At 61.0% G+C, this 19,038-nt stretch carries 19 protein-coding genes and 1 tRNA gene; 16 read left to right on the plus strand and 4 right to left on the minus strand.

Translation table 11 applies throughout. The features are described from left to right. The 3 genes from AC0N03_RS00005 to AC0N03_RS00015 form a co-directional block, all read left to right on the plus strand. Positions 1-119: IS3 family transposase (locus tag AC0N03_RS00005; protein ID WP_474287189.1), on the plus strand; the 119-nt coding region annotated here is incomplete at its 5' end. Between the two features lie 123 nt (positions 120-242). Next, positions 243-1,028 (plus strand): DUF2924 domain-containing protein, encoded by a 786-nt coding sequence (locus AC0N03_RS00010; RefSeq protein WP_474286306.1) that lies wholly within the window; start codon positions 243-245, stop codon positions 1,026-1,028. Between the two features lie 347 nt (positions 1,029-1,375). Further along, entirely contained in the window at positions 1,376-2,980 is a 1,605-nt protein-coding gene (locus tag AC0N03_RS00015; protein WP_474286307.1) for a recombinase family protein, read from the plus strand. A 623-nt stretch (positions 2,981-3,603) separates the two neighbouring features. Here the strand turns inward: AC0N03_RS00015 and AC0N03_RS00020 are convergent. Continuing rightward, positions 3,604-3,679: transfer RNA gene (locus AC0N03_RS00020), tRNA-Ala, on the minus strand. A gap of 157 nt (positions 3,680-3,836) precedes the next feature. After that, entirely contained in the window at positions 3,837-4,208 is a 372-nt protein-coding gene (locus AC0N03_RS00025) for a TIGR02300 family protein (RefSeq protein WP_474286308.1), read from the minus strand. Positions 4,209-4,359: 151 nt separating this feature from the next. Here AC0N03_RS00025 and aroA point away from each other — a divergent pair, with 151 nt between their 5' ends. Both aroA and cmk read left to right on the plus strand, forming a co-directional pair. After that, positions 4,360-5,703 carry a 3-phosphoshikimate 1-carboxyvinyltransferase gene (aroA, locus tag AC0N03_RS00030; protein ID WP_474286309.1) on the plus strand — a complete coding sequence of 448 codons (1,344 nt, stop codon included), beginning with the start codon at positions 4,360-4,362 and terminating at the stop codon, positions 5,701-5,703. A gap of 4 nt (positions 5,704-5,707) precedes the next feature. Further along, positions 5,708-6,346, plus strand: coding sequence for a (d)CMP kinase (gene cmk / locus AC0N03_RS00035; RefSeq protein ID WP_474286310.1), 639 nt, complete (start codon positions 5,708-5,710; stop codon positions 6,344-6,346). Between the two features lie 6 nt (positions 6,347-6,352). On the opposite strand, the gene AC0N03_RS00040 is transcribed toward cmk, so the two are convergent. Further along, positions 6,353-7,435 carry a diguanylate cyclase domain-containing protein gene (locus tag AC0N03_RS00040; RefSeq protein ID WP_474286311.1) on the minus strand — a complete coding sequence of 361 codons (1,083 nt, stop codon included), beginning with the start codon at positions 7,433-7,435 and terminating at the stop codon, positions 6,353-6,355. 402 nt (positions 7,436-7,837) lie between these two features. On the opposite strand from AC0N03_RS00040, the gene rpsA reads away from it, so the two are divergent. The 11 genes from rpsA (at position 7,838) to AC0N03_RS00095 (ending at position 18,625) form a co-directional block, all read left to right on the plus strand. Then, positions 7,838-9,571 (plus strand): 30S ribosomal protein S1, encoded by a 1,734-nt coding sequence (rpsA, locus tag AC0N03_RS00045; RefSeq protein ID WP_474286312.1) that lies wholly within the window; start codon positions 7,838-7,840, stop codon positions 9,569-9,571. A 211-nt stretch (positions 9,572-9,782) separates the two neighbouring features. Continuing rightward, positions 9,783-11,048, plus strand: coding sequence for an Hsp70 family protein (locus AC0N03_RS00050; protein ID WP_474286314.1), 1,266 nt, complete (start codon positions 9,783-9,785; stop codon positions 11,046-11,048). Between the two features lie 68 nt (positions 11,049-11,116). Continuing rightward, the gene (gene sppA, locus AC0N03_RS00055) at positions 11,117-12,079 is read left to right on the plus strand and encodes a signal peptide peptidase SppA (RefSeq protein ID WP_474286315.1); all 963 of its coding nucleotides are present in this window, start codon (positions 11,117-11,119) and stop codon (positions 12,077-12,079) included. A gap of 19 nt (positions 12,080-12,098) precedes the next feature. Beyond that, complete coding sequence (gene ihfB, locus AC0N03_RS00060) at positions 12,099-12,395, plus strand: integration host factor subunit beta (RefSeq protein ID WP_474286316.1); 297 nt, start codon at positions 12,099-12,101, stop codon at positions 12,393-12,395. Positions 12,396-12,436: 41 nt separating this feature from the next. Then, positions 12,437-12,754: a LapA family protein gene (locus AC0N03_RS00065; RefSeq protein ID WP_474286317.1), complete on the plus strand. Its 318-nt coding sequence runs from the start codon at positions 12,437-12,439 to the stop codon at positions 12,752-12,754. Continuing rightward, complete coding sequence (lhpI, locus tag AC0N03_RS00070) at positions 12,751-13,695, plus strand: bifunctional Delta(1)-pyrroline-2-carboxylate/Delta(1)-piperideine-2-carboxylate reductase (protein WP_474286318.1); 945 nt, start codon at positions 12,751-12,753, stop codon at positions 13,693-13,695. The genes AC0N03_RS00065 and lhpI overlap by 4 nt, the downstream gene beginning before the upstream one ends. A gap of 31 nt (positions 13,696-13,726) precedes the next feature. Then, positions 13,727-14,413 (plus strand): phosphoribosylanthranilate isomerase, encoded by a 687-nt coding sequence (locus tag AC0N03_RS00075; protein ID WP_474287190.1) that lies wholly within the window; start codon positions 13,727-13,729, stop codon positions 14,411-14,413. Next, positions 14,410-15,621, plus strand: coding sequence for a tryptophan synthase subunit beta (trpB, locus tag AC0N03_RS00080; RefSeq protein WP_474286319.1), 1,212 nt, complete (start codon positions 14,410-14,412; stop codon positions 15,619-15,621). The genes AC0N03_RS00075 and trpB overlap by 4 nt, the downstream gene beginning before the upstream one ends. Next, positions 15,621-16,448 (plus strand): tryptophan synthase subunit alpha, encoded by an 828-nt coding sequence (gene trpA, locus AC0N03_RS00085; RefSeq protein WP_474286320.1) that lies wholly within the window; start codon positions 15,621-15,623, stop codon positions 16,446-16,448. The genes trpB and trpA overlap by 1 nt, the downstream gene beginning before the upstream one ends. A 9-nt stretch (positions 16,449-16,457) precedes the next feature. Next, a complete protein-coding gene (gene accD / locus AC0N03_RS00090) occupies positions 16,458-17,315 on the plus strand; it encodes an acetyl-CoA carboxylase, carboxyltransferase subunit beta (protein WP_474286321.1) in 858 nt (285 codons plus the stop codon). After that, positions 17,312-18,625 carry a bifunctional folylpolyglutamate synthase/dihydrofolate synthase gene (locus tag AC0N03_RS00095; RefSeq protein ID WP_474286322.1) on the plus strand — a complete coding sequence of 438 codons (1,314 nt, stop codon included), beginning with the start codon at positions 17,312-17,314 and terminating at the stop codon, positions 18,623-18,625. The genes accD and AC0N03_RS00095 overlap by 4 nt, the downstream gene beginning before the upstream one ends. A gap of 76 nt (positions 18,626-18,701) precedes the next feature. Here AC0N03_RS00095 and trxA read toward each other — a convergent pair whose 3' ends face one another. Next, on the minus strand, positions 18,702-19,022 hold the full coding sequence (gene trxA, locus AC0N03_RS00100; RefSeq protein ID WP_474286323.1) for a thioredoxin: 321 nt from the start codon (positions 19,020-19,022) through the stop codon (positions 18,702-18,704). Between the last annotated feature and the right edge of the window lie 16 nt (positions 19,023-19,038).

Genomic DNA, 19,038 nt, shown 5'->3' on the forward strand with positions numbered 1-19,038 from the left:
AGGATGTGTTCGACTACATCGAGATGTTCTATAACCCGCAACGTAAGCATGTCAGAAACGGCATGCTGTCACCGGCTGACTTCGAGCAGCAGCAAAAATTGAAACTGCAAGGTGTCTAGAAAACTCGGGGCTATTCAGACGGGTTTACGTAAACGCGGGTTTGTCCTGGAGCGAACCCATGCAGAGGGCCGTGGCACGATCTATCGGATCGCGGGAACTTGTCGTGCCGAAGAGGCCGCCTGATGCGCCGCGACGTCCCTGATCACGATGCGCTGCGCTCCGAATGGTCGCGGATTGCCGGTCTGCCGGCAGACGAGCTGCGGGCGCTCTGGCAGCGCAGCTTCAAACAGCCAGCACCCGCCGCGCTCAAAGGCAATCTGCTGCTGCGGGCCTATGCACAGGCGCTGCAGGAGCAGAGTCATGGTCCCTTGCCGCTCGCCCTCAGAAACAGACTGCAAGCCGCTTTGAAAGGCGGGGGCCAGCGAGGCGGCGGATCAAAGGCAGATGGGCCTGATATTGCAGTTTGCGGAATGAAGGGCCGGTCCGGGATCGAACCGGGCCATCCTTCGAGTGACCATCAGGCTGAGATCAAAGACCGGGGCAACCGGATCCTGCCGGCTGGCACAAGGCTGATCCGCGAATGGCAGGGCATGCATCATGAAGTGATCGTCCTGCCGGATGGGTTTCTCTGGCAGGGGCAGATCCATGCCTCGCTGCCGGTGATCGCCCACAAGATGACCGGTACCCGATGGAACGGCTGGATCTTCTTCGGGCTCAAGCGACGCACGGCTCGGCCGAGGGCCGCAGCCGGTGATACAGCGGCGGCGAAAGACGGGGCAGACGTCAGAGCCGATGATGCCCTCCTGCTCGTATCCGCCAGTCGCACCAGCAAGCGAGGGGAGGTCGGCAGCTCCGCGGCGGCGATTCCCTTGCCGTCGGCCCGCTCCAACTCCCTCACGCGCACAAGCGGGCAGAATACGATGTTGAAGCCTGGCCGGCGGAGAGGGGAGGAGCGTCATGGCGGATAAATCGTGGCCAGCTTCAAAACTGCAACAGGTGGTTCAAGGAGAACGGCCCGTTGTGCTCCAGGCACAGAAGGGCTCTGACAGGCTGTTGGCGCCTGAACATCAAGCCAGGGCAAACGGAGACAACAGCGCGGCGCCGACGCTCCATATGCAGCCCATCAGCGTTCATTCGGCTGGAATCATTTCGAACAGAACCAAGGGTAGAACAACGGCCTCTTACCCTGCACCTCGGATCGGACAGCGTCATGCCGATTAAATCGCGCGGCACATATCCTCATAATTTGGCGCTCCGCAATCCAGAGCGATCGCGAACCTCAGGTCCTGCATCTGGCAAGACTCCCTCGCTTCCTATGCGCCGCTGTGCCATCTACACGCGGAAATCGTCGGATGAAGGCCTCGATCAGGATTTCAACTCGCTGCAGGCGCAGCGAGAAGCCTGCGAAGCCTATGTGGCCTCGCAGCGCCATGAGGGCTGGGTGCTGCATCCCGCGCTCTTCGATGACGGCGGCTATTCGGGCGGCAGCATGGAGCGACCCGGCCTGCAGGCACTGATGGCCGAGGTGGGCAAAGGCCGGATTGATATCGTCGTGGTTTACAAGGTCGATCGGCTGACACGCTCGCTGACCGACTTTGCCCGGATCGTCGATCAGTTCGATACGTTCAATGTGTCGTTTGTTTCGGTGACGCAGGCGTTCAACACCACCACCTCGATGGGACGACTGACACTCAATGTCTTGCTCTCCTTTGCCCAGTTCGAGCGGGAGGTCACGACCGAGCGTATCCGCGACAAGATCGCCGCGTCCAAGCGCAAAGGCATATTCATGGGCGGGCCGGTGCCGCTCGGCTATAAGGTGGAGCAGCGCAAGCTGGTGATTGTCGAAGCGGAAGCCGAAACCGTCCGGCTGATCTTCGCGCTCTATGCCCAATACAAATCCATTCTGGCGGTCAAACGCGAACTCGACGTTCGCCAGATCCGCACCAAGCTCCGACAGGGGAGCAAGGGCGAGGCCTGTGGCGGCATTCCCTTCCGCATCGGCACACTCTCGGCGCTGCTGTGCAACCGCATCTATATCGGCGAGATCGTGCATAAGGGGCAATATTTTGCCGGTGAACATCAGGCCATTCTGACTGAGGAGGAATTCACCTCGGTCCAAGCGATTCTGGCCGCCAATCTGAACGGCAAGATGCGCACCCGCCATCGGATGCAATCTCTGTTGACCGGCAAGATTTATGATTCGAAAGGCAACCGGATGCGGCCGTCGAGTTCGAGCAAGAATGGCTTGCGCTATCAATATTATTGCTCGCGGGCCTTGATCGACAGGACACGCAACGATGTCGGCGATCCGGCCCGAATATCGGCCCCGAAGATCGAGGCTCTTGTTGTGGAGGCGCTGCGCCAACGCCAGCTGCAGTTGCCCAAAAATGCTCTGGGACGAGCTGGAAACGATGCGGCTCTGGTCGAGGTTCTTCTCGATCGGGTCGAGGTCTATCCTCTTCATATCCTGTTGACCTTCACGTCTGATGCCGATCATCCGAACGAGGATTTGCCGCGCCGGATCGAAATCGGATGGACCGCGACAAAGCCTAGCCTGGCGCAGGTGATCGCAGCGCCCGACACAAGCGGACAAACGAGCGGGGCCGAAAGCCATTCGGAGCCAGACCTGCATTATTCGCAGCGCGGCAACGGCGAGCGTCTGATCAAGGCCATTGCCCGGGCCCATGTCTGGGTCGATGATCTCAAGAAGGGCAGGGTGCCGGATCTCGAGACCATTGCCAGAACCGAACAGAAAAGCCTGCGCAACATCCGGATGATGATCAATCTGGCTTTTCTGGCGCCCGACATCGTCAGGGCGGCTTTTGATGGCACGTTGCCCGATTCGCTCAACGCCACCGAGATCGCCCAGACCCTGCCACTCGACTGGAGCGAGCAGCGCCGTCTGGTCGGGCTTGGATAATCGATCCCAAGGATTGCCGGTTGATGGCCATCAGATTGGTCTGTCGAAATAAGCCGAGCAATGAATCACGCGAAGCCGGTAGTAAAATGCATCGGCTGTAAAAATGGCTCCGGGGCGAATCCGTGACATCGTTATCAGGAGCTCAATGACCGGACGTCGAATCTCGTGTCGCCTGGCTCGCCATGGCGATTGGGGTCCAAACTTGTCTGCTCAAAATCACGCCGCAACCCATCGAGACTTGCGCTTCGTCGTTCGCGGATCTGGACGGCGTTCGACGATGTTGCCAGTCCATCTCATCTTCATGGTGAAAGAAACCGAGCCCTTTTGCCTGCGGGAATTTCCCGCGTAAACCCGACGACCGAAGGCCATGAACCCTGCCAGAGACACGGTTGCCTCGTCCGCGTGCCGCCCTCCGGAAATATGCGAACCGGCGTCTGCGCCAAAAAATATCTTCAAAGCACGGAAATTGAAGAAAAGGCCTCAGAGACACCGGCCATACTGGCACTGAAAGAACCGCATAACCTGCGTCTCCGCCAATACTTCTGCCGAACTTACGTCGCAAGCTACGGAAATGACGAGGGAATTTACCCTCATATCAAAATATGGATTTTGCTAGAAAGGAATGGTGGAGCCAAGCGGAGTCGAACCGCTGACCTCTTCAATGCCATTGAAGCGCTCTACCAACTGAGCTATGACCCCATCTTCCTGCCCGTTGGTGGCTGGGCAGTGCGTCTGTTGATGCGCCGCTGAAGGGCAACCGCACCAAAGTGGGCGGTGTATAGCTTCAAGCGCCGGATTGCACAAGCCTCAAAATGAATTCCAAGGCAAAAAATCTTGGCTCCGGCGCCGGTCCCTGTTACGACTCTTCGTCTGTCTCGATATCGCCGTCGATCAGCCCGGCGACATCGTCGTCGCCTTCTTCTTCCTCTTCGAGGAACGTATCGTCCTCGTCGCCATCATCCTCGATTTCGATTTCGTCGTCAGGGATCACAACGGCGGTGGCGTCGGCTGCGTCGGCATCCTCAAGCGGCACCATGGCGGCGGCCACCGGATCAATCTCGATTTCGTCATCCTGCGCGGCGGCGGCGGCGCGGGCGGCGGCGCGCGGCAGGGCCACCTGGAAAATGGTGCCGCAGCGCGGGCAGACGATCGGATCCTTGTTCAGGTCGAAAAACTTAGCGCTGCAGCTTTGGCACTGGCGCTTGTTGCCAAGATCGGGTTTTGCCACGGGTCTGTCCTCGGAGCGAGTTTAAAATTCAGATGGGTTCGGTTAGTCGCGCGCGCGCCACATGTCAAATGGGAAATTGCACTTTCGCCACGCGAAGGGTGACAGGCGGCGCTTTCGCGTGCTACGAGGCAGCAAAAAGGGATTGGATCACATGTCATCTTCCATGCACGCGCCCGCGCAACCTCTGACCTCGCGCCGCTCAGGCGCTCTCAAGGGCCGCCTTAAACCGCCGGGCGACAAGAGCATTTCGCATCGTTCGCTGATTTTTGGCCTTCTGACAGTCGGACGGACGGAAATTGAAGGTTTGCTCGAAGGAGATGACGTGCTGCGCACCGGCGAGGCCTGCCGCGCTCTCGGCGCCCGCGTCACGCGCCATGCCGAGGGACGCTGGAGTGTCGAAGGGGCGGGGCTCGGGTCTCTGCTCCAGCCGGAGCATGTGCTCGATTTCGGCAATGCCGGAACCGGCTCGCGCCTGATGATGGGGGTTGTCGGCGGCCATGGCATAACAGCGACCTTTGATGGCGATGCCTCGCTGCGCAAGCGTCCGATGCGCCGTATCCTCGATCCGCTGCAGCTTATGGGCGTCAGCGTCGTTTCGCAGGCCGAGGGCGGCCGCTGCCCGCTGGTCATCCGCGGCACGTCTGAGCCCGCACCCGTCGAATATCGCACGCCGGTGGCCTCTGCGCAGATCAAATCGGCGATTCTGCTGGCCGGCCTGAACTCGCCGGGCCGCACCGTGGTCATTGAACAGGAGGCCTCGCGCGACCACACCGAAAAAATGCTTGCCTATTTCGGTGCAAAAGTGACGTCCGTTCCGGAAGGTGAGCATGGGCGGCGCATCACGCTCGAGGGGCGTCCCGAACTCAGGCCGCAGCATGTGATTGTCCCGGCCGATCCGTCCTCGGCGGCCTTTCCGATGGTGGCGGCGCTGATCGTCGCCGGCTCGGATATCGTCATTGAAGGCGTGATGATGAACCCGCTGCGCACCGGCCTGCTCACAACGCTGCTGGAGATGGGCGCGGCAATCGAGGTGCTCAATCCGCGTCTTGAAGGCGGCGAGGATGTTGCCGACCTGCGCGTGCGCGCTTCGAATTTGCTCGGCGTCGATGTGCCGGCCAGCCGTACACCCAGCATGATCGACGAATATCCCATCCTCGCGGTGGCGGCGTCATTTGCCATCGGCGAGACGCGGATGCGCGGCCTGCAGGAATTGCGTGTCAAGGAATCTGACCGCCTCGAGGCGGTGGCAGCCGGGCTTCGTGTGGCCGGGGTCGATTGCGCGATCGAAGGCGATGACCTCATTGTCCGCGGCAAGGGCCATGTTCCGGGCGGCGGCACGGTGGAAACGCATCTCGATCACCGCATCGCCATGAGCTTTCTTGTGATGGGCCTTGCCTCAGACGCGCCGATGACAGTGGACGACGAGACGATGATCGCGACATCCTTTCCGACGTTCAAGCCGCTCATGGCCGCGCTTGGCGCCAAATTCGGGTGAGGACATGATCATTGCCATAGATGGGCCGGCCGCTTCCGGCAAAGGCACGCTCGCACGCAGGCTGGCGGCACATTTTGGCATTTCGCATCTTGATACGGGGCTTTTGTACCGGGCAACGGCACGGGCTCTGATGGATGCCGACAAGCCGCTGAGCGACGAGGCTGCGGCCGTTTCCGCTGCACGCGGGCTTGCACTGACGGATTTCGATGAATCGGCCTTGCGCGGCGCCCAGATGGGCGAGGCCGCGTCTGTTGTAGCCGCCATGCCAGCGGTTCGCGCGGCGCTCAACGACATGCAGCGCAGTTTTGCCGGACGTCCCGGCGGCGCAGTGCTGGATGGGCGCGATATCGGCACGGTCATCTGTCCTGATGCCGATGTGAAGATTTTCGTCACGGCCAGCCCCGAGGCGCGCGCCCAGCGCCGGGCGCTTGAACTTCGCCAGCGCGGCGAAAAGGTTGAATATGCGGAGATTCTCGAGGATATCCGCAAGCGCGACGCGCGCGATGCCGCGCGCTCGGCGGCGCCGCTGCGCGCTGCCGACGATGCTGCGATCCTCGACACCACCCATCTGTCGATCGAGGCGGCCTTTGATGCGGCTCTTGATATTGTGGCGGCGCGGCGCGGCGTCTCTTCGCGGGTATAACCGGCCTCAGGCGCTCTTCACCCCGCGCTTGGCGCGATACATGTCCTGATCGGCCATGTCGAGCAGATGCGCTTTATGGCTGACCCGTGTCGGGTAAATCGTATGGCCGATGCTGACGCCGACGTGCAGCGTCTTGCCATCGACAATGATCGGCTCGGCCATGATCTCGCTGAGTCGGTCCATCAGCAAGATGATTTCGTCTTCGCCATGCTGAAGCTCGAGAAGAATGCCAAATTCGTCGCCGCCGAGGCGGCCCACAACATCTTCGATGCGCAAGGCGCTGCGCAGCCGCGAGCCGATAATACGCAGAAGGTTATCGCCTGCAGCATGGCCGAATGTGTCATTGACCAGCTTGAAGTCGTTAAGGTCGAGATAAAGCACGGCGAGCATCCCGCCGTTGCGGTCGATGCGGGCGCAGGCCTGATCGAGCCGGCGCAGGAAATAGCGCGCGTTCGGCAGGCCGGTGACGAGATCCTGATTGGCCTGTGTGGCGAGGCGTTCGCGCTCTTTTTCGAAATATTCGCGCGCGATGCTGTTGGCGCGTGCATAGAGAATGATTGCCATGACCGTTGCCATGTAGATCAGGCCCAGCGCGAATGTATCGTCATAGCGCCGGATCATGCTCGCGCGCAGATCGGGCAGGCGGAGCCAGCCCATATTCGTCAGGAACCATTGCATAAGACACAGAACAGGAAATAAAATGCCGACGGCGACGCTGCCTTTCGTGCCATAGACGATGTAGAACAGTGTCGGCGGGATCATCAGCAGCGGCGCGGCCGGCGATTGAGGAAACCCGCCTGTCAGCACAATTCCCAGAAAGATGATAAGGATCACAATGTTGCAGGCAATGTCGCGCGCAAGATCGAACCGGCCGCGCATCAGCAGCGCCAGCGCACTCATGAAGGCAAGCGAAGCGGCCAGCAGAGCCGCGCTGAAATGCAGGCGATAATCGGAAACGACGAATGAAACTGCGGGATGGGCGCAAGCCAGCATAAGAGCGAAGAAAATTCCTGCAAAGGCCGATAAGGAATAGAACAACACTTGCGCAGGTGCGTCATTATCCGAATCTTCGGGCAAATTCTTGCGCATTTTGATGATGATGCGATTTAACAACAGCCAGCCTTTCGCTATTCCGATATATTTTCTGCCAGAAAAAATATGCGGGCGCCTTAAGCAATTGTCTAAAATTATTCCATATATCTCAAAATTGATTTTCTGCGGGCGCGGGCGCGGAGTGGCTCCGGGCGCAGTCCTCCCGCCGCCGCGACGGCCGCATGTCGCGCGTATAAATCAAGCCTTGCTCAATTTGCGCTGTTCTGATAGGGGAAAGCGGCGTTATGACTGCGTCATGACGTGGTTTCTGTTTGCCGATCCGCGCTGGCCTGCTTCAAGAGCAGGATTTCGGGCAATTTCCCCGAAGACTTGGCAAACCGGGAGCCCTTGTCAACTCAAACCGCCAGCGCTGCCCTACCGGGCTTTTTAGGAGAATAAATGTCCGCAAACGCTAACAAGCTCGCGCCCTCGCGCGAGGATTTCGCCGCTCTTCTGCAGGAAACCTACGGCGATTCAGAAGCATTCGAAGGTTCGGTCGTCAAGGGAACCGTCGTTGCCATTGAAAAAGACATGGCTGTGATCGACATCGGTCTGAAGACCGAGGGTCGCGTTGCCCTGAAGGAATTTGCCGGCCCCAACCGCGACCAGACGATCAGCGTCGGCGATGTGGTCGAAGTTTATCTGGAGCGCGTTGAAAATGCGCTCGGCGAAGCTGTCATCTCGCGCGACAAGGCGCGCCGCGAGGAAAGCTGGGTCAAGCTTGAAAAGGCTTTCGAGGCTCAGGAGAAGGTGGATGGCATCATCTTCAATCAGGTCAAGGGCGGCTTCACTGTCGATCTTGACGGCGCCGTGGCCTTCCTGCCCCGCAGCCAGGTTGATATCCGCCCGATCCGCGATGTTGCTCCGCTCATGGATATCGTCCAGCCCTTCATCATTCTGAAGATGGATCGCCGCCGCGGCAATATTGTCGTTTCGCGCCGCGCCGTGCTTGAAGAGAGCCGCGCTGAGCAGCGTCACGTCATCGTGGCCAACCTTGAAGAAGGTCAGGTCATTGAAGGCACCGTCAAGAATATCACCGATTACGGCGCGTTCGTCGATCTCGGCGGTATTGACGGCCTGCTGCATGTCACGGACATCGCATGGCGCCGCGTCAATCATCCGACCGAAGTGCTCAATGTCGGCCAGACCGTCAAGGTGCGCATCATCAAGATCAACCATGACACGCACCGCATCTCGCTGGGCATGAAGCAGCTTCAGGATGATCCGTGGCAGGCAATCGAAGCCAAATATCCGCTCAACACCACGTTCCACGGCCGCGTGACCAACATCACCGACTACGGCGCGTTCGTTGAACTGGAGCCGGGCATCGAAGGCCTCATCCACGTCTCGGAAATGTCCTGGACCAAGAAGAACGTCCATCCCGGCAAGATCGTCTCCACCAGCCAGGAAGTCGATGTCCAGATTCTGGAAGTCGATGCTTCCAAGCGCCGCATCTCGCTCGGTCTCAAGCAGACCCTGCAGAATCCGTGGGAAGCTTTCGCCGAGAAATATCCGGTGGGCAGCGTGGTCGAAGGCGAGGTCAAGAACAAGACCGAATTCGGCCTGTTCATCGGTCTCGACGGCGACGTCGACGGCATGGTTCATCTTTCCGATCTCGACTGGAACCGTCCGGGCGAGCAGGTGATGGAAGAATACAAGAAGGGCGATACCGTCAAGGCTGTCGTGCTCGACATCGACCAGGAGAAGGAGCGCATCTCGCTCGGCATCAAGCAGCTGGCTTCCGATCCGTTCTCGGCCAAGGCCGGTGCTGAAGAGGGCGGCGACAACCTCAAGAAGGGCGCTGTCGTGACCTGCGAGGTCGTGGCCGTCAATGACGGCGGCATCGAAGTGAAGCTGGCCGGCACCGATCTGACCACCTTCATCAAGCGCAGCGAACTCGCCCGCGACCGCGGCGACCAGCGTCCTGAGCGCTTTGCCGTCGGCGAGAAGGTCGATGCCCGCATCGTCCAGTTCGACCGCCGCGCCCGCAAGGTGGCTGTCTCGATCAAGGCCCTCGAAATGGCCGAAGAGAAGGAAGCCATTGCCCAGTACGGTTCGGCCGACTCGGGCGCTTCGCTCGGCGATATTCTTGGTGCAGCTCTCAAGGCCGCCAAGAAGAAGGAAGCCGAATAAGGCTTTCTGCGCCGCCTTTGGCGCAGTCGTATCATTCTGGCCCGCGCGGGTTCCCTCGCGCGGGTTTTCTTTTGACCGCCGTATGCACAGCCAGCCGGAACAGCAGGTTCCGCCGCCGCGCCGCATCATGCTGGCATGGAGGCGCGCCCGACCGGCCGGGCCCGGATCATGACAGAGTTTTGGAAGGTTTAATTTGTCCAGGATCGTTTCAGTGGGTATCGATTTCGGTACCACCAATTCCGTCGTCGCACTGGTGGACGAGGCAGGCGAAGTGCACAGCCTGACATGGCCGACAGCGGCGGGCGTGACGGATACGTTCCGCACGGCGCTGCTGTTCTGGCCCGAGGGGCGCTCTGTGCGCCATGTCTGCGGCCCGCAGGCGCTGGCGGCGAAGCTGGCGGATGACACGGATCACCGCTTCATTCAGTCGATCAAGACGCATCTGGCCAGCCGGCTTTTCAGCGACACGCGCCTGTTTGGCCATAAATTCACGATTGAACAGCTGATATCGACATTTCTGCAGGATCTGGTCGCGGGCAGGGCGACGGACATCGTCTCCGGCGGCCTGCCGATCGCAGCCGGGCGGCCGGTTGTGTTTGCCGGCGAGCGCCCGGACGAGGAACTGGCGGTGACGCGCCTCAATGCGGCTTTCGCGGCGGCCGGCATGGCCGGGGTGCAACTGGCCTATGAGCCGCTCGGTGCGGCATATTATTACGCGCGCGGTCTGCAGCGCGACGAAACCGTGCTTGTCGCCGATTTCGGCGGCGGCACCAGCGACTTCTCGCTGATACGATTTTCTGTGCAGGGCGGCGCGCTGCAGGCCCGGCCGCTTGCCCACAGCGGCGTCGGTATTGCCGGGGACACGTTCGATTACCGGCTGATCGACAAGCTCGTTGCGCCGCGCCTTGGCAAGGGCTCGCTTTATCGCTCGGGCGACAAGCGCCTGCCGCTGCCCGCCTATTATCATGCGGCCTTTGCACAATGGCATCAGCTTTCCTGGCTGAAAACACCCAGAACGCTGGCGGAACTGCGCAAGCTGGTGCGGGACAGCGAGGCACCGGATGCGCTGGAAGATCTCATCACGATGATCGAATCTGATGCCGGGTTTGACCTCTATCAGGCGATAAGCGGGCTCAAAGCGCGGCTATCCAGCGCCGAGGAGGCCGAATTGCACTTCACGCGCGAGGGCGTGGATATCCGTGCAAAGGTCACACGCGGCGAATTCGAGAGCTGGATCGCGGATGATCTGGCGCGGATCGAGGCCGGCATGCTGCAGGCCCTTGTGCAGGCCGGTTTGTCGGCGCAGGATGTCGATGCCGTCTTTCTTACAGGCGGTACGTCGCTGGTGCCGAGGGTGCAGGCTATGTTCGGCGCGCATTTCGGCGCAGAGAAGCTGCATGTCGGCGACGCGTTCCAATCGGTGGCGGCAGGGCTGGCGCTTTATGCCCGCGACATGACGTCTGAGAAAACAGCTTGAATCTCTTGTTCTCAAGCTTTGCTGAATGATCTAGAGTTGCGCCCGCTTCGTCGACAAAGAGAGAGTCTATGTCGTTTCCTTCTGCAGATTACATAGTGGACCGGCGCAAGTTGCGTCGCTCGGTTACATTCTGGCGTGTTCTCGCCTTTTTGGCTGTTTTTGTCGCCATTCTGGGCTTTGCTGTCAGTTTCTCGAAACGTGACGGCTGGATACCGGGTCGTCCGGCCATTGCTCGGATCGCTATCAGCGGTCTGATTGTCGGAGACAAGGCCACGGTTGATCTGATCAACGACGTTGCAAAGTCCAATGCTGCGGCTGTCATCGTCAATCTCGACAGTCCCGGCGGCACCACGACGGGGTCGGAGCGGATTTATGACGCGCTGCGCAAGCTGGCCGCCAAGAAGCCGGTTGTCGGCGTCGTCGATAATCTGGCCGCATCCGGCGCCTATATAGCCGCGCTCGGCACCGACCACATTGTCGCGAGCGGCAATTCGCTTGTCGGCTCCATCGGCGTGCTGATTCAGTTCCCAAATGTTTCCAGGCTGCTCGATACGATCGGCGTGAAGGTGGAGGAGGTCAAGTCCACGCCTCTGAAGGCCGCGCCGAACGGTCTTGAGCCCACAAGTCCCGAAGCGCGCGCTGCACTTGCCGCGCTTGTTTCCGATTCATATGACTGGTTCAAATCGCTGGTGAAGAACCGGCGCGCCATGAATGACGAAGAACTGGCGAAGGTGGTGGACGGACGTGTCTTCACGGGCCGTCAGGCCATTGATCTCAAGCTCATCGATGAACTTGGCGGCGAAGAGCAGGCCGTGGCCTGGCTCGTCAAGCAGCGCAAGGTTCCCAAGGATCTGCCGATCCGCGACTGGCGTAAGCCTGCGGCCTTCGGGCGGCTGAATATATTTGGCGCCGCCAGCATGGCGGCCGGCTGGTTCGGCTTTGACGCGGTAAGCCGTGCTTTATCGCATCAGGCCGACGCCAGCGAGGCGGCCGCGCTTGACGGATTGGTATCGATTTGGCAAATAGACTAAACTTTTCAGGGGTTCTCACGTGATCAAATCAGAACTGGTGGTGCGTATCGCCGAACGCAACCCGCATCTTTATCAGCGCGACGTCGAAAATATCGTCAATGCGATCCTGGGTGAGATAACTTCGGCCCTTTCCCGCGGTGACAGAGTGGAGCTTCGCGGCTTTGGCGCCTTCTCCGCCAAGGTGCGCCGCGCCCGTCAGGGCCGCAATCCACGCACCGGTACGCAGGTCGCCGTTGACGAAAAGGCCGTGCCTTTTTTCAAGGCCGGCAAGGAAATGCGGATGCGCTTGAACGGCGGCGTCGACTCGGACGCCTGATCGCGCCGGATCGCCGCCGAAACACGTTGCGGGAGCCATGAATGCGCAAAATCCTTCGTTATATCGTTGTTCTGCCGATAGCACTGATCTTGCTGGCACTGGCAGTGGCCAACCGGCAGGCAGTGGGGCTGCACCTCGATCCTTTTGCGGGGCCGGATGATGCGCCCTTCGTGGAGCTGCCGCTGTTTCTGCTGATCATCGGCGTGCTGGTTCTTGGGCTGGCGCTTGGCGGCATCTTTGTCTGGATCGCGCAGGGAAAACACCGCCGTGCGGCGCGCGCCGCCCAGCGGGAGGCCGAACGCCTGCGTCAGGAAGCGGCCCGCATGGCTGCGGCTCCTCCGGCGCGCGTGCATCCATGAAACTGATCGAAGCGGCGGAACTCGGCCAAATCCTTGATTATCCGGCGCTTGTCGCCGCGTTGCGTGCGGCTTTCGCCGGCGATTATGTCGTGCCGGTGCGCCACCATCATGAGATTTCCGGACGCGCCACCCACCTGATCATGCCTGCCTGGAGCAGCAGTGCGCCAAAAGCAGGGGCTTATCTCGGCACCAAACTGGTCAATGTCTTTCAGGATAATGCGGCTCTGGGCCTGCCGGCCATTGCCGGTGTCTATGTCCTCCAGTCGGGTGAAACGGGCGTACCACTCTGCATCATGGACGGGGCGGCGCTCACAGCCATGCGCACGGCGGCGGTTTCGGCGCTGGCTGCGGATTATCTTGCCCGCAAGGATGCCGCCCATCATCTGATGGTGGGCGCAGGCGCGCTTGCGCCCTGCCTCATCCGCGCCCACAGAGCCATTCGCCCCATCACGCGGGTGAGCCTGTGGAACCGCAAGCGCGAAAGCAGCCTGCGTCTGCAGGGCCAGCTTGCGCAAGCCGGAATCGCGGCGGATGTCGCCGACGATCTGGAGAGCGCGGTCCGGGCAGCCGATATCGTCAGCACGGCCACTCTGGCGCGTGAGCCGCTTGTTTTGGGGCGCTGGCTCAGACCCGGCACACACCTCGACCTCGTCGGCGCCTTTAACCTGCACATGCGCGAGAGCGACGACGAAGCCTTGCGGCGCGCGCGCATCTTCGTCGATTCGCCTGCCGCGCGGACGGAAGGCGGCGACGTCGCGGTGGCGCTGCGCGACGGCGCGCTCCCGCAGGATGCTGTTCTGGCGGATCTGTCCGCTCTTGCGCGGGGCCGGCATCCGGGCCGGGGCGGCGCCGATGAAATAACTCTGTTCAAGTCGGTCGGCACGGCTGTCTCTGATCTCGCCGCTGCCGTGCTGGCCTGGCAGCGCGTGCAAAAATCCTAGACATCGGGCGTGGTCTGTGCCAACCAAGCGCATGAATTTCAGTGTGAAGATTTGCGGCCTTTCGACGCCGGAGACGCTTGAGGCGGCGCTCGTCAGCGGCGCGGATATGGTCGGCTTTGTCTTCTTCCCGAAGAGCCCGCGCCACATTTCCTTCGAAGCAGCCAGGACGCTTGGCCTTTTGGCCGACAAGCGCGCGCTCAAGGTGGCGCTCAGCGTCAACGCCGACAACGGCCTGCTGGAAACGATCATCGAACATCTCAGGCCCGACATGCTGCAATTGCACGGCGACGAAACGCCGGAGCGTGTCGCGCAGATCCGCGCGCAATTCGGCCTTCCCGTCATCAAGGCGCTTGGCATCGTCGGCGCGGCGGATCTTGACGCGGCCCGCGCCTATGAGGGCGTGGCTGACTGGCTGCTGTTTGACGCGAAGCCCTCGCCCGATGCCCGGCATCCCGGCGGCAACGGCATTCCCTTTGACTGGAATGTGCTGGCGGGGCGCAGGTTCGCGCGTCCGGTGCTGCTTTCCGGCGGACTTGATCCCGGCAATGTCGCCGAGGCGGTCCGCATTGCGGCGCCCGACGGCGTCGATGTGTCGTCCGGCGTTGAACGCGCGCCGGGCGTGAAGGATATTGACAAGATCACAGCTTTCGTCACACAGGCGCGCATGGCAGCGCTGGCCAATGCGAAGGCGGTCCCCGCAAGGAGTAAGAACCCATGAATGAAGCAACCCCCAATTCCTACCGGACAGGGCCGGACGAAACAGGCCATTTTGGTATTTTTGGCGGTCGGTTCGTCGCGGAAACGCTGATGCCGCTCATTCTCGATCTTGAACAGGCCTATAATCACGCCAAGAGCGACCCCAGCTTCAAGGCAGAGCTCGATGGCCTGCTCAAGCATTATGTCGGGCGTCCGAGCCCGCTCTATTTGGCCGAGCGCATGACGGAGCATCTGGGCGGCGCGAAAATCTATTTCAAGCGCGACGAACTCAACCACACCGGCGCGCACAAGATCAACAATGTGCTGGGCCAGATTCTGCTGGCGCGGCGCATGGGCAAGAAGCGCATCATCGCCGAGACCGGGGCTGGTCAGCATGGCGTTGCCACGGCCACGGCCTGCGCCAAATACGGCCTTGAATGCATCGTCTATATGGGCGCGGTGGATGTCGAGCGCCAGAAGCCGAATGTCTTCCGCATGAAAATGCTGGGTGCCAAGGTTGTGCCTGTCCAGTCCGGCTCGAAAACGCTCAAGGACGCCATGAACGAAGCCCTGCGCGATTGGGTGACCAATGTGGCCGACACATTCTATTGCATCGGCACGGCGGCTGGCCCGCATCCCTATCCGGCCATGGTGCGCGATTTTCAGTGCGTCATCGGCAATGAGGCCAAGGCGCAGATGCTGGAGGCCGAGGGCCGCCTGCCGGATTCGCTGATCGCCTGCATTGGCGGGGGCTCCAATGCCATTGGCCTGTTCCATCCGTTTCTGGATGATCGTTCAGTGCAGATTTTTGGTGTCGAGGCTGCGGGCCACGGGCTGGATAAGGAGCATGCGGCCTCGCTGGCCGGTGGACGTCCGGGCGTGCTGCACGGCAACCGCACCTATCTGCTGATGGATGGCGACGGCCAGATCATCGAGGGCCATTCGATTTCCGCCGGTCTCGATTATCCCGGCATCGGCCCGGAACATGCCTGGCTCAAGGAATCGGGCCGCGTCACCTATCTGTCTGCCACGGACGACGAGGCGCTGAACGCGTTTCAGCTCTGCTGCAGGCTGGAAGGCATCATTCCGGCGCTTGAGCCCAGCCATGCTCTGGCCAAGGTGATCGAGCTTGCGCCCCGACTGCCCAAGGATCATCTGATGGTGATGAACCTGTGCGGGCGCGGCGACAAGGATATTTTCACCGTCGCCGATCATCTGGGGGGAATGTAATGACCCGTATCGATACCCGTTTTGCGGCGCTGAAAGCCGAGGGCCGCGCCGCGCTCGTCACCTTCGTCATGGCCGGCGATCCCGATCCCGCTGCCTCGCTTGAAATCGTCAAGGCTTTGCCCGCAGCCGGCGCCGACATTATCGAGCTTGGCATGCCCTTCACCGATCCGATGGCCGATGGCCCGACCATTCAGGCCGCAGGGCTGCGCGCGCTTCATGCGGGCATGACGCTGAAAAAGACGCTTGATCTGGTTCGCGCCTTCCGGGCAGGGGACAATGAGACGCCGCTGGTGCTAATGGGCTATTACAACCCGATTTATGTTTACGGCGTCGAGCGCTTTCTCACCGATGCGCGCGAAGCCGGCGTCGATGGCCTGATCGTGGTTGATCTGCCGCCCGAGGAAGACGCCGAATTGTGCCTGCCTGCTCTGAAGGCCGGTCTCAATTTCATCCGTCTTGCCACGCCGACAACAGATGACAAGCGCCTGCCAACCGTATTGTCCAATACATCCGGCTTTGTCTATTACGTCTCCATCACCGGCATCACCGGCATGGCCATTCCTGATTACAGCCTTGTCGGCGCGGCGGTGCAGCGCATCAAGCGCCATACGAATCTGCCGGTCGCAGTCGGATTTGGCGTGCGCAATGCCGCCAATGCCGCGTCCATCGCCAGATATGCCGATGGCGTCGTGGTGGGTACGGCGTTGATTGACGTGATCAAGGGCAGCCTTGATATTGACAACAAGGCGACGCAAAAGACGGTGCAGGTTGTCACGAGCCTCGTTTCGGAGCTGGCCTCCGGCGTGCGCACGGCGAAAAGGGTATAGGAGACATTCATGAACTGGATTTCCAATGTCGTTCCGCCGAAGATCCGTTCGTTCCTGCGGCGCGACACGCCTGAGAATCTCTGGGTCAAATGCCCCGAGAGCGGGCAGCTTGTCTTCCACAAGGATCTTGAGGCCAATCTCTATGTCGTGCCGGGCTCAGGCTATCACATGCGCATGGCCACCAAGGATCGTCTGGCGACCACGTTCGACAATGGCAAATGGGATGACGTGGCCGTGCCGGAAGTGCCGCTCGATCCGCTCAAATTCCGCGACGAGAAACGTTATACGGATAAACTGAAGGAAGCGCGCGCCAAGACCGGCCTGCAGGACGCGGTCAAGGTTGCCGCCGGGACCATTGAAGCCGTACCTGTTGTCGTGGCGGTGCAGGATTTTGATTTCATCGGCGGTTCACTTGGCATGGCGGCGGGCGAGGGCATCATTGCCGGTCTTACCGAAGCGCTGAAGCGCAAGACCCCGTTCATTCTCTTTGCCGCTTCGGGCGGCGCGCGCATGCAGGAAGGCATGTTCTCGCTGATGCAGATGCCGCGCACCACTGTGGCCGTGCAGCGTCTGCGCGAGGCAGGCCTGCCCTATATCGTCGTTCTCACCAATCCGACCACCGGCGGCGTCACGGCCTCCTATGCCATGCTGGGCGACATTCATATCGCCGAGCCGGGCGCGCTCATCGGTTTTGCCGGGCCGCGCGTCATCGAGCAGACCGTGCGCGAGAAGCTGCCTGTCGGTTTCCAGCGCGCCGAATATCTCAAGACACATGGAATGGTGGATATGGTGGTGCCGCGCGGTGAGATGCGCGCGACGCTGGCGCGCATCTGCCGCATTCTCACCCATACGCCCGCCGCAGCATGAGCGCGCCAGCCGTTGCGGATTATTTCGCGCGGTTCATGGCGCTGCATCCGAAGAAGATCGACCTTTCGCTGGGGCGGATGGAAGATCTTCTTGCGAAGCTGGGCCATCCCGAGCGCCGCCTTCCGCCTGTCATTCATGTTGCGGGCACCAATGGCAAGGGCTCGACCGTGGCCTTCCTGCGCGCGATGCTGGAGGCTGCTGGCAAAAGCGTGCATGTCTATACATCGCCGCATCTTGTACGGTTCAACGAGCGCATCCGTCTGGCCGGAGCGCTGGTCTCCGACCGGCAGCTGATCGAGGCGTTCGAGGCCTGCGAACAGGCCAATGCCGGCGCACCCATCACCGTGTTTGAAATGACGACCGCTGCCGCCTTTTGGCTGTTTTCGCGCGTTCCGGCGGATATATTGCTGCTGGAGGTCGGACTTGGCGGGCGTCTCGATGCAACGAATGTGATTGAAGCGCCGCTGGTCAGCGTGATCACACCTGTCTCATTCGACCATCCCGAATTTCTTGGAACCGAACTTGCGGGCATTGCCGCTGAGAAGGCCGGAATTATAAAGCCCGGCTGCCCGGTGATTGTCGCGCAGCAATCAGAAGAAACAACCGGCGTGATTGCGCGGCAGGCGGCGCGCCAGCGCGCGCCCATCGCCACGGGCGGGCAGGATTTTGCCGGACGCGCCGAGAACGGTCGCCTGCTCTTCGAAGATGAGGCGGGGCTGCTTGATCTGCCGCTGCCACGCCTGCCGGGGCGGCATCAGATATCGAATGCCGCCACGGCCATTGCCGCCCTGCGCCGGGCATTTCCAGATTTTTCCGCCGATGCGATTGCCGAAGGGTTGCGCAGGGCCGTCTGGCCGGCGCGCCTGCAGCGCCTGTCCCGAGGGGCTTTGCTGGAACATGCGCCAGCAGGCGCCGAACTCTGGCTCGACGGCGGCCATAATGTCGATGGCGGGCGGGTGCTTTCCGAAGCCATGGCCGATTTCGAGGAACATGCGCCGCGTCCGCTGGTGCTGATCTGCGGAATGCTGACCACCAAGGACAGCGCCGCCTTCCTGCGCTGTTTCGAGGGGCTGGCCCAGCGTCTGATCGCCCTGCCCATCGCCCATGCGCCCGAATCTTCGAGGACGCCGGAGGAACTGGCCGGCATTGCCGCGCAGCTTGGCATGAAGGCCGGCATTGCAGGGGATTGCACCTCGGCTCTGGAGGCGCTTGCCCGCGAATCCTGGCCTGTGCCGCCGCGCATTCTGTTTTGCGGCTCGCTCTATCTGGCCGGTGAAATTCTTGAAAAGAACGACACTTTGCCGGATTGAGTTCCTGGCGCGGGCCACAAACGGAAAGGCCGGGCATCAGCCCGGCCAGTTTTGTTTTCAAAGATGATGTGCCAGCTCAGATTGCGCCGTTGATCCAGCTCACCAGAGCGCTCTTCGGCGCGGCGCCCACCTTCTGGGCCGCGAGTTTGCCGTCCTTGAACAGCAGCAGCGCCGGAATTCCGCGAATGCCGAGCTTGGCCGGAACAGACTGGTTCTCATCGACGTTCATTTTCACAATCTTGACCTTGCCGGCCATTTCATTGGAAATTTCTTCGAGCGACGGGCCGATCATCTTGCACGGGCCGCACCATTCCGCCCAGAAATCAACCACCACCGGCTGGCTGGACTTCAGGACATCGGCTTCAAAGCTGGCATCGGTAACTTTTGTAGTGGCCATAATTGCCTCTCTTGCA

This window comes from Methylocystis sp. sgz306128 (genome assembly GCF_056032725.1).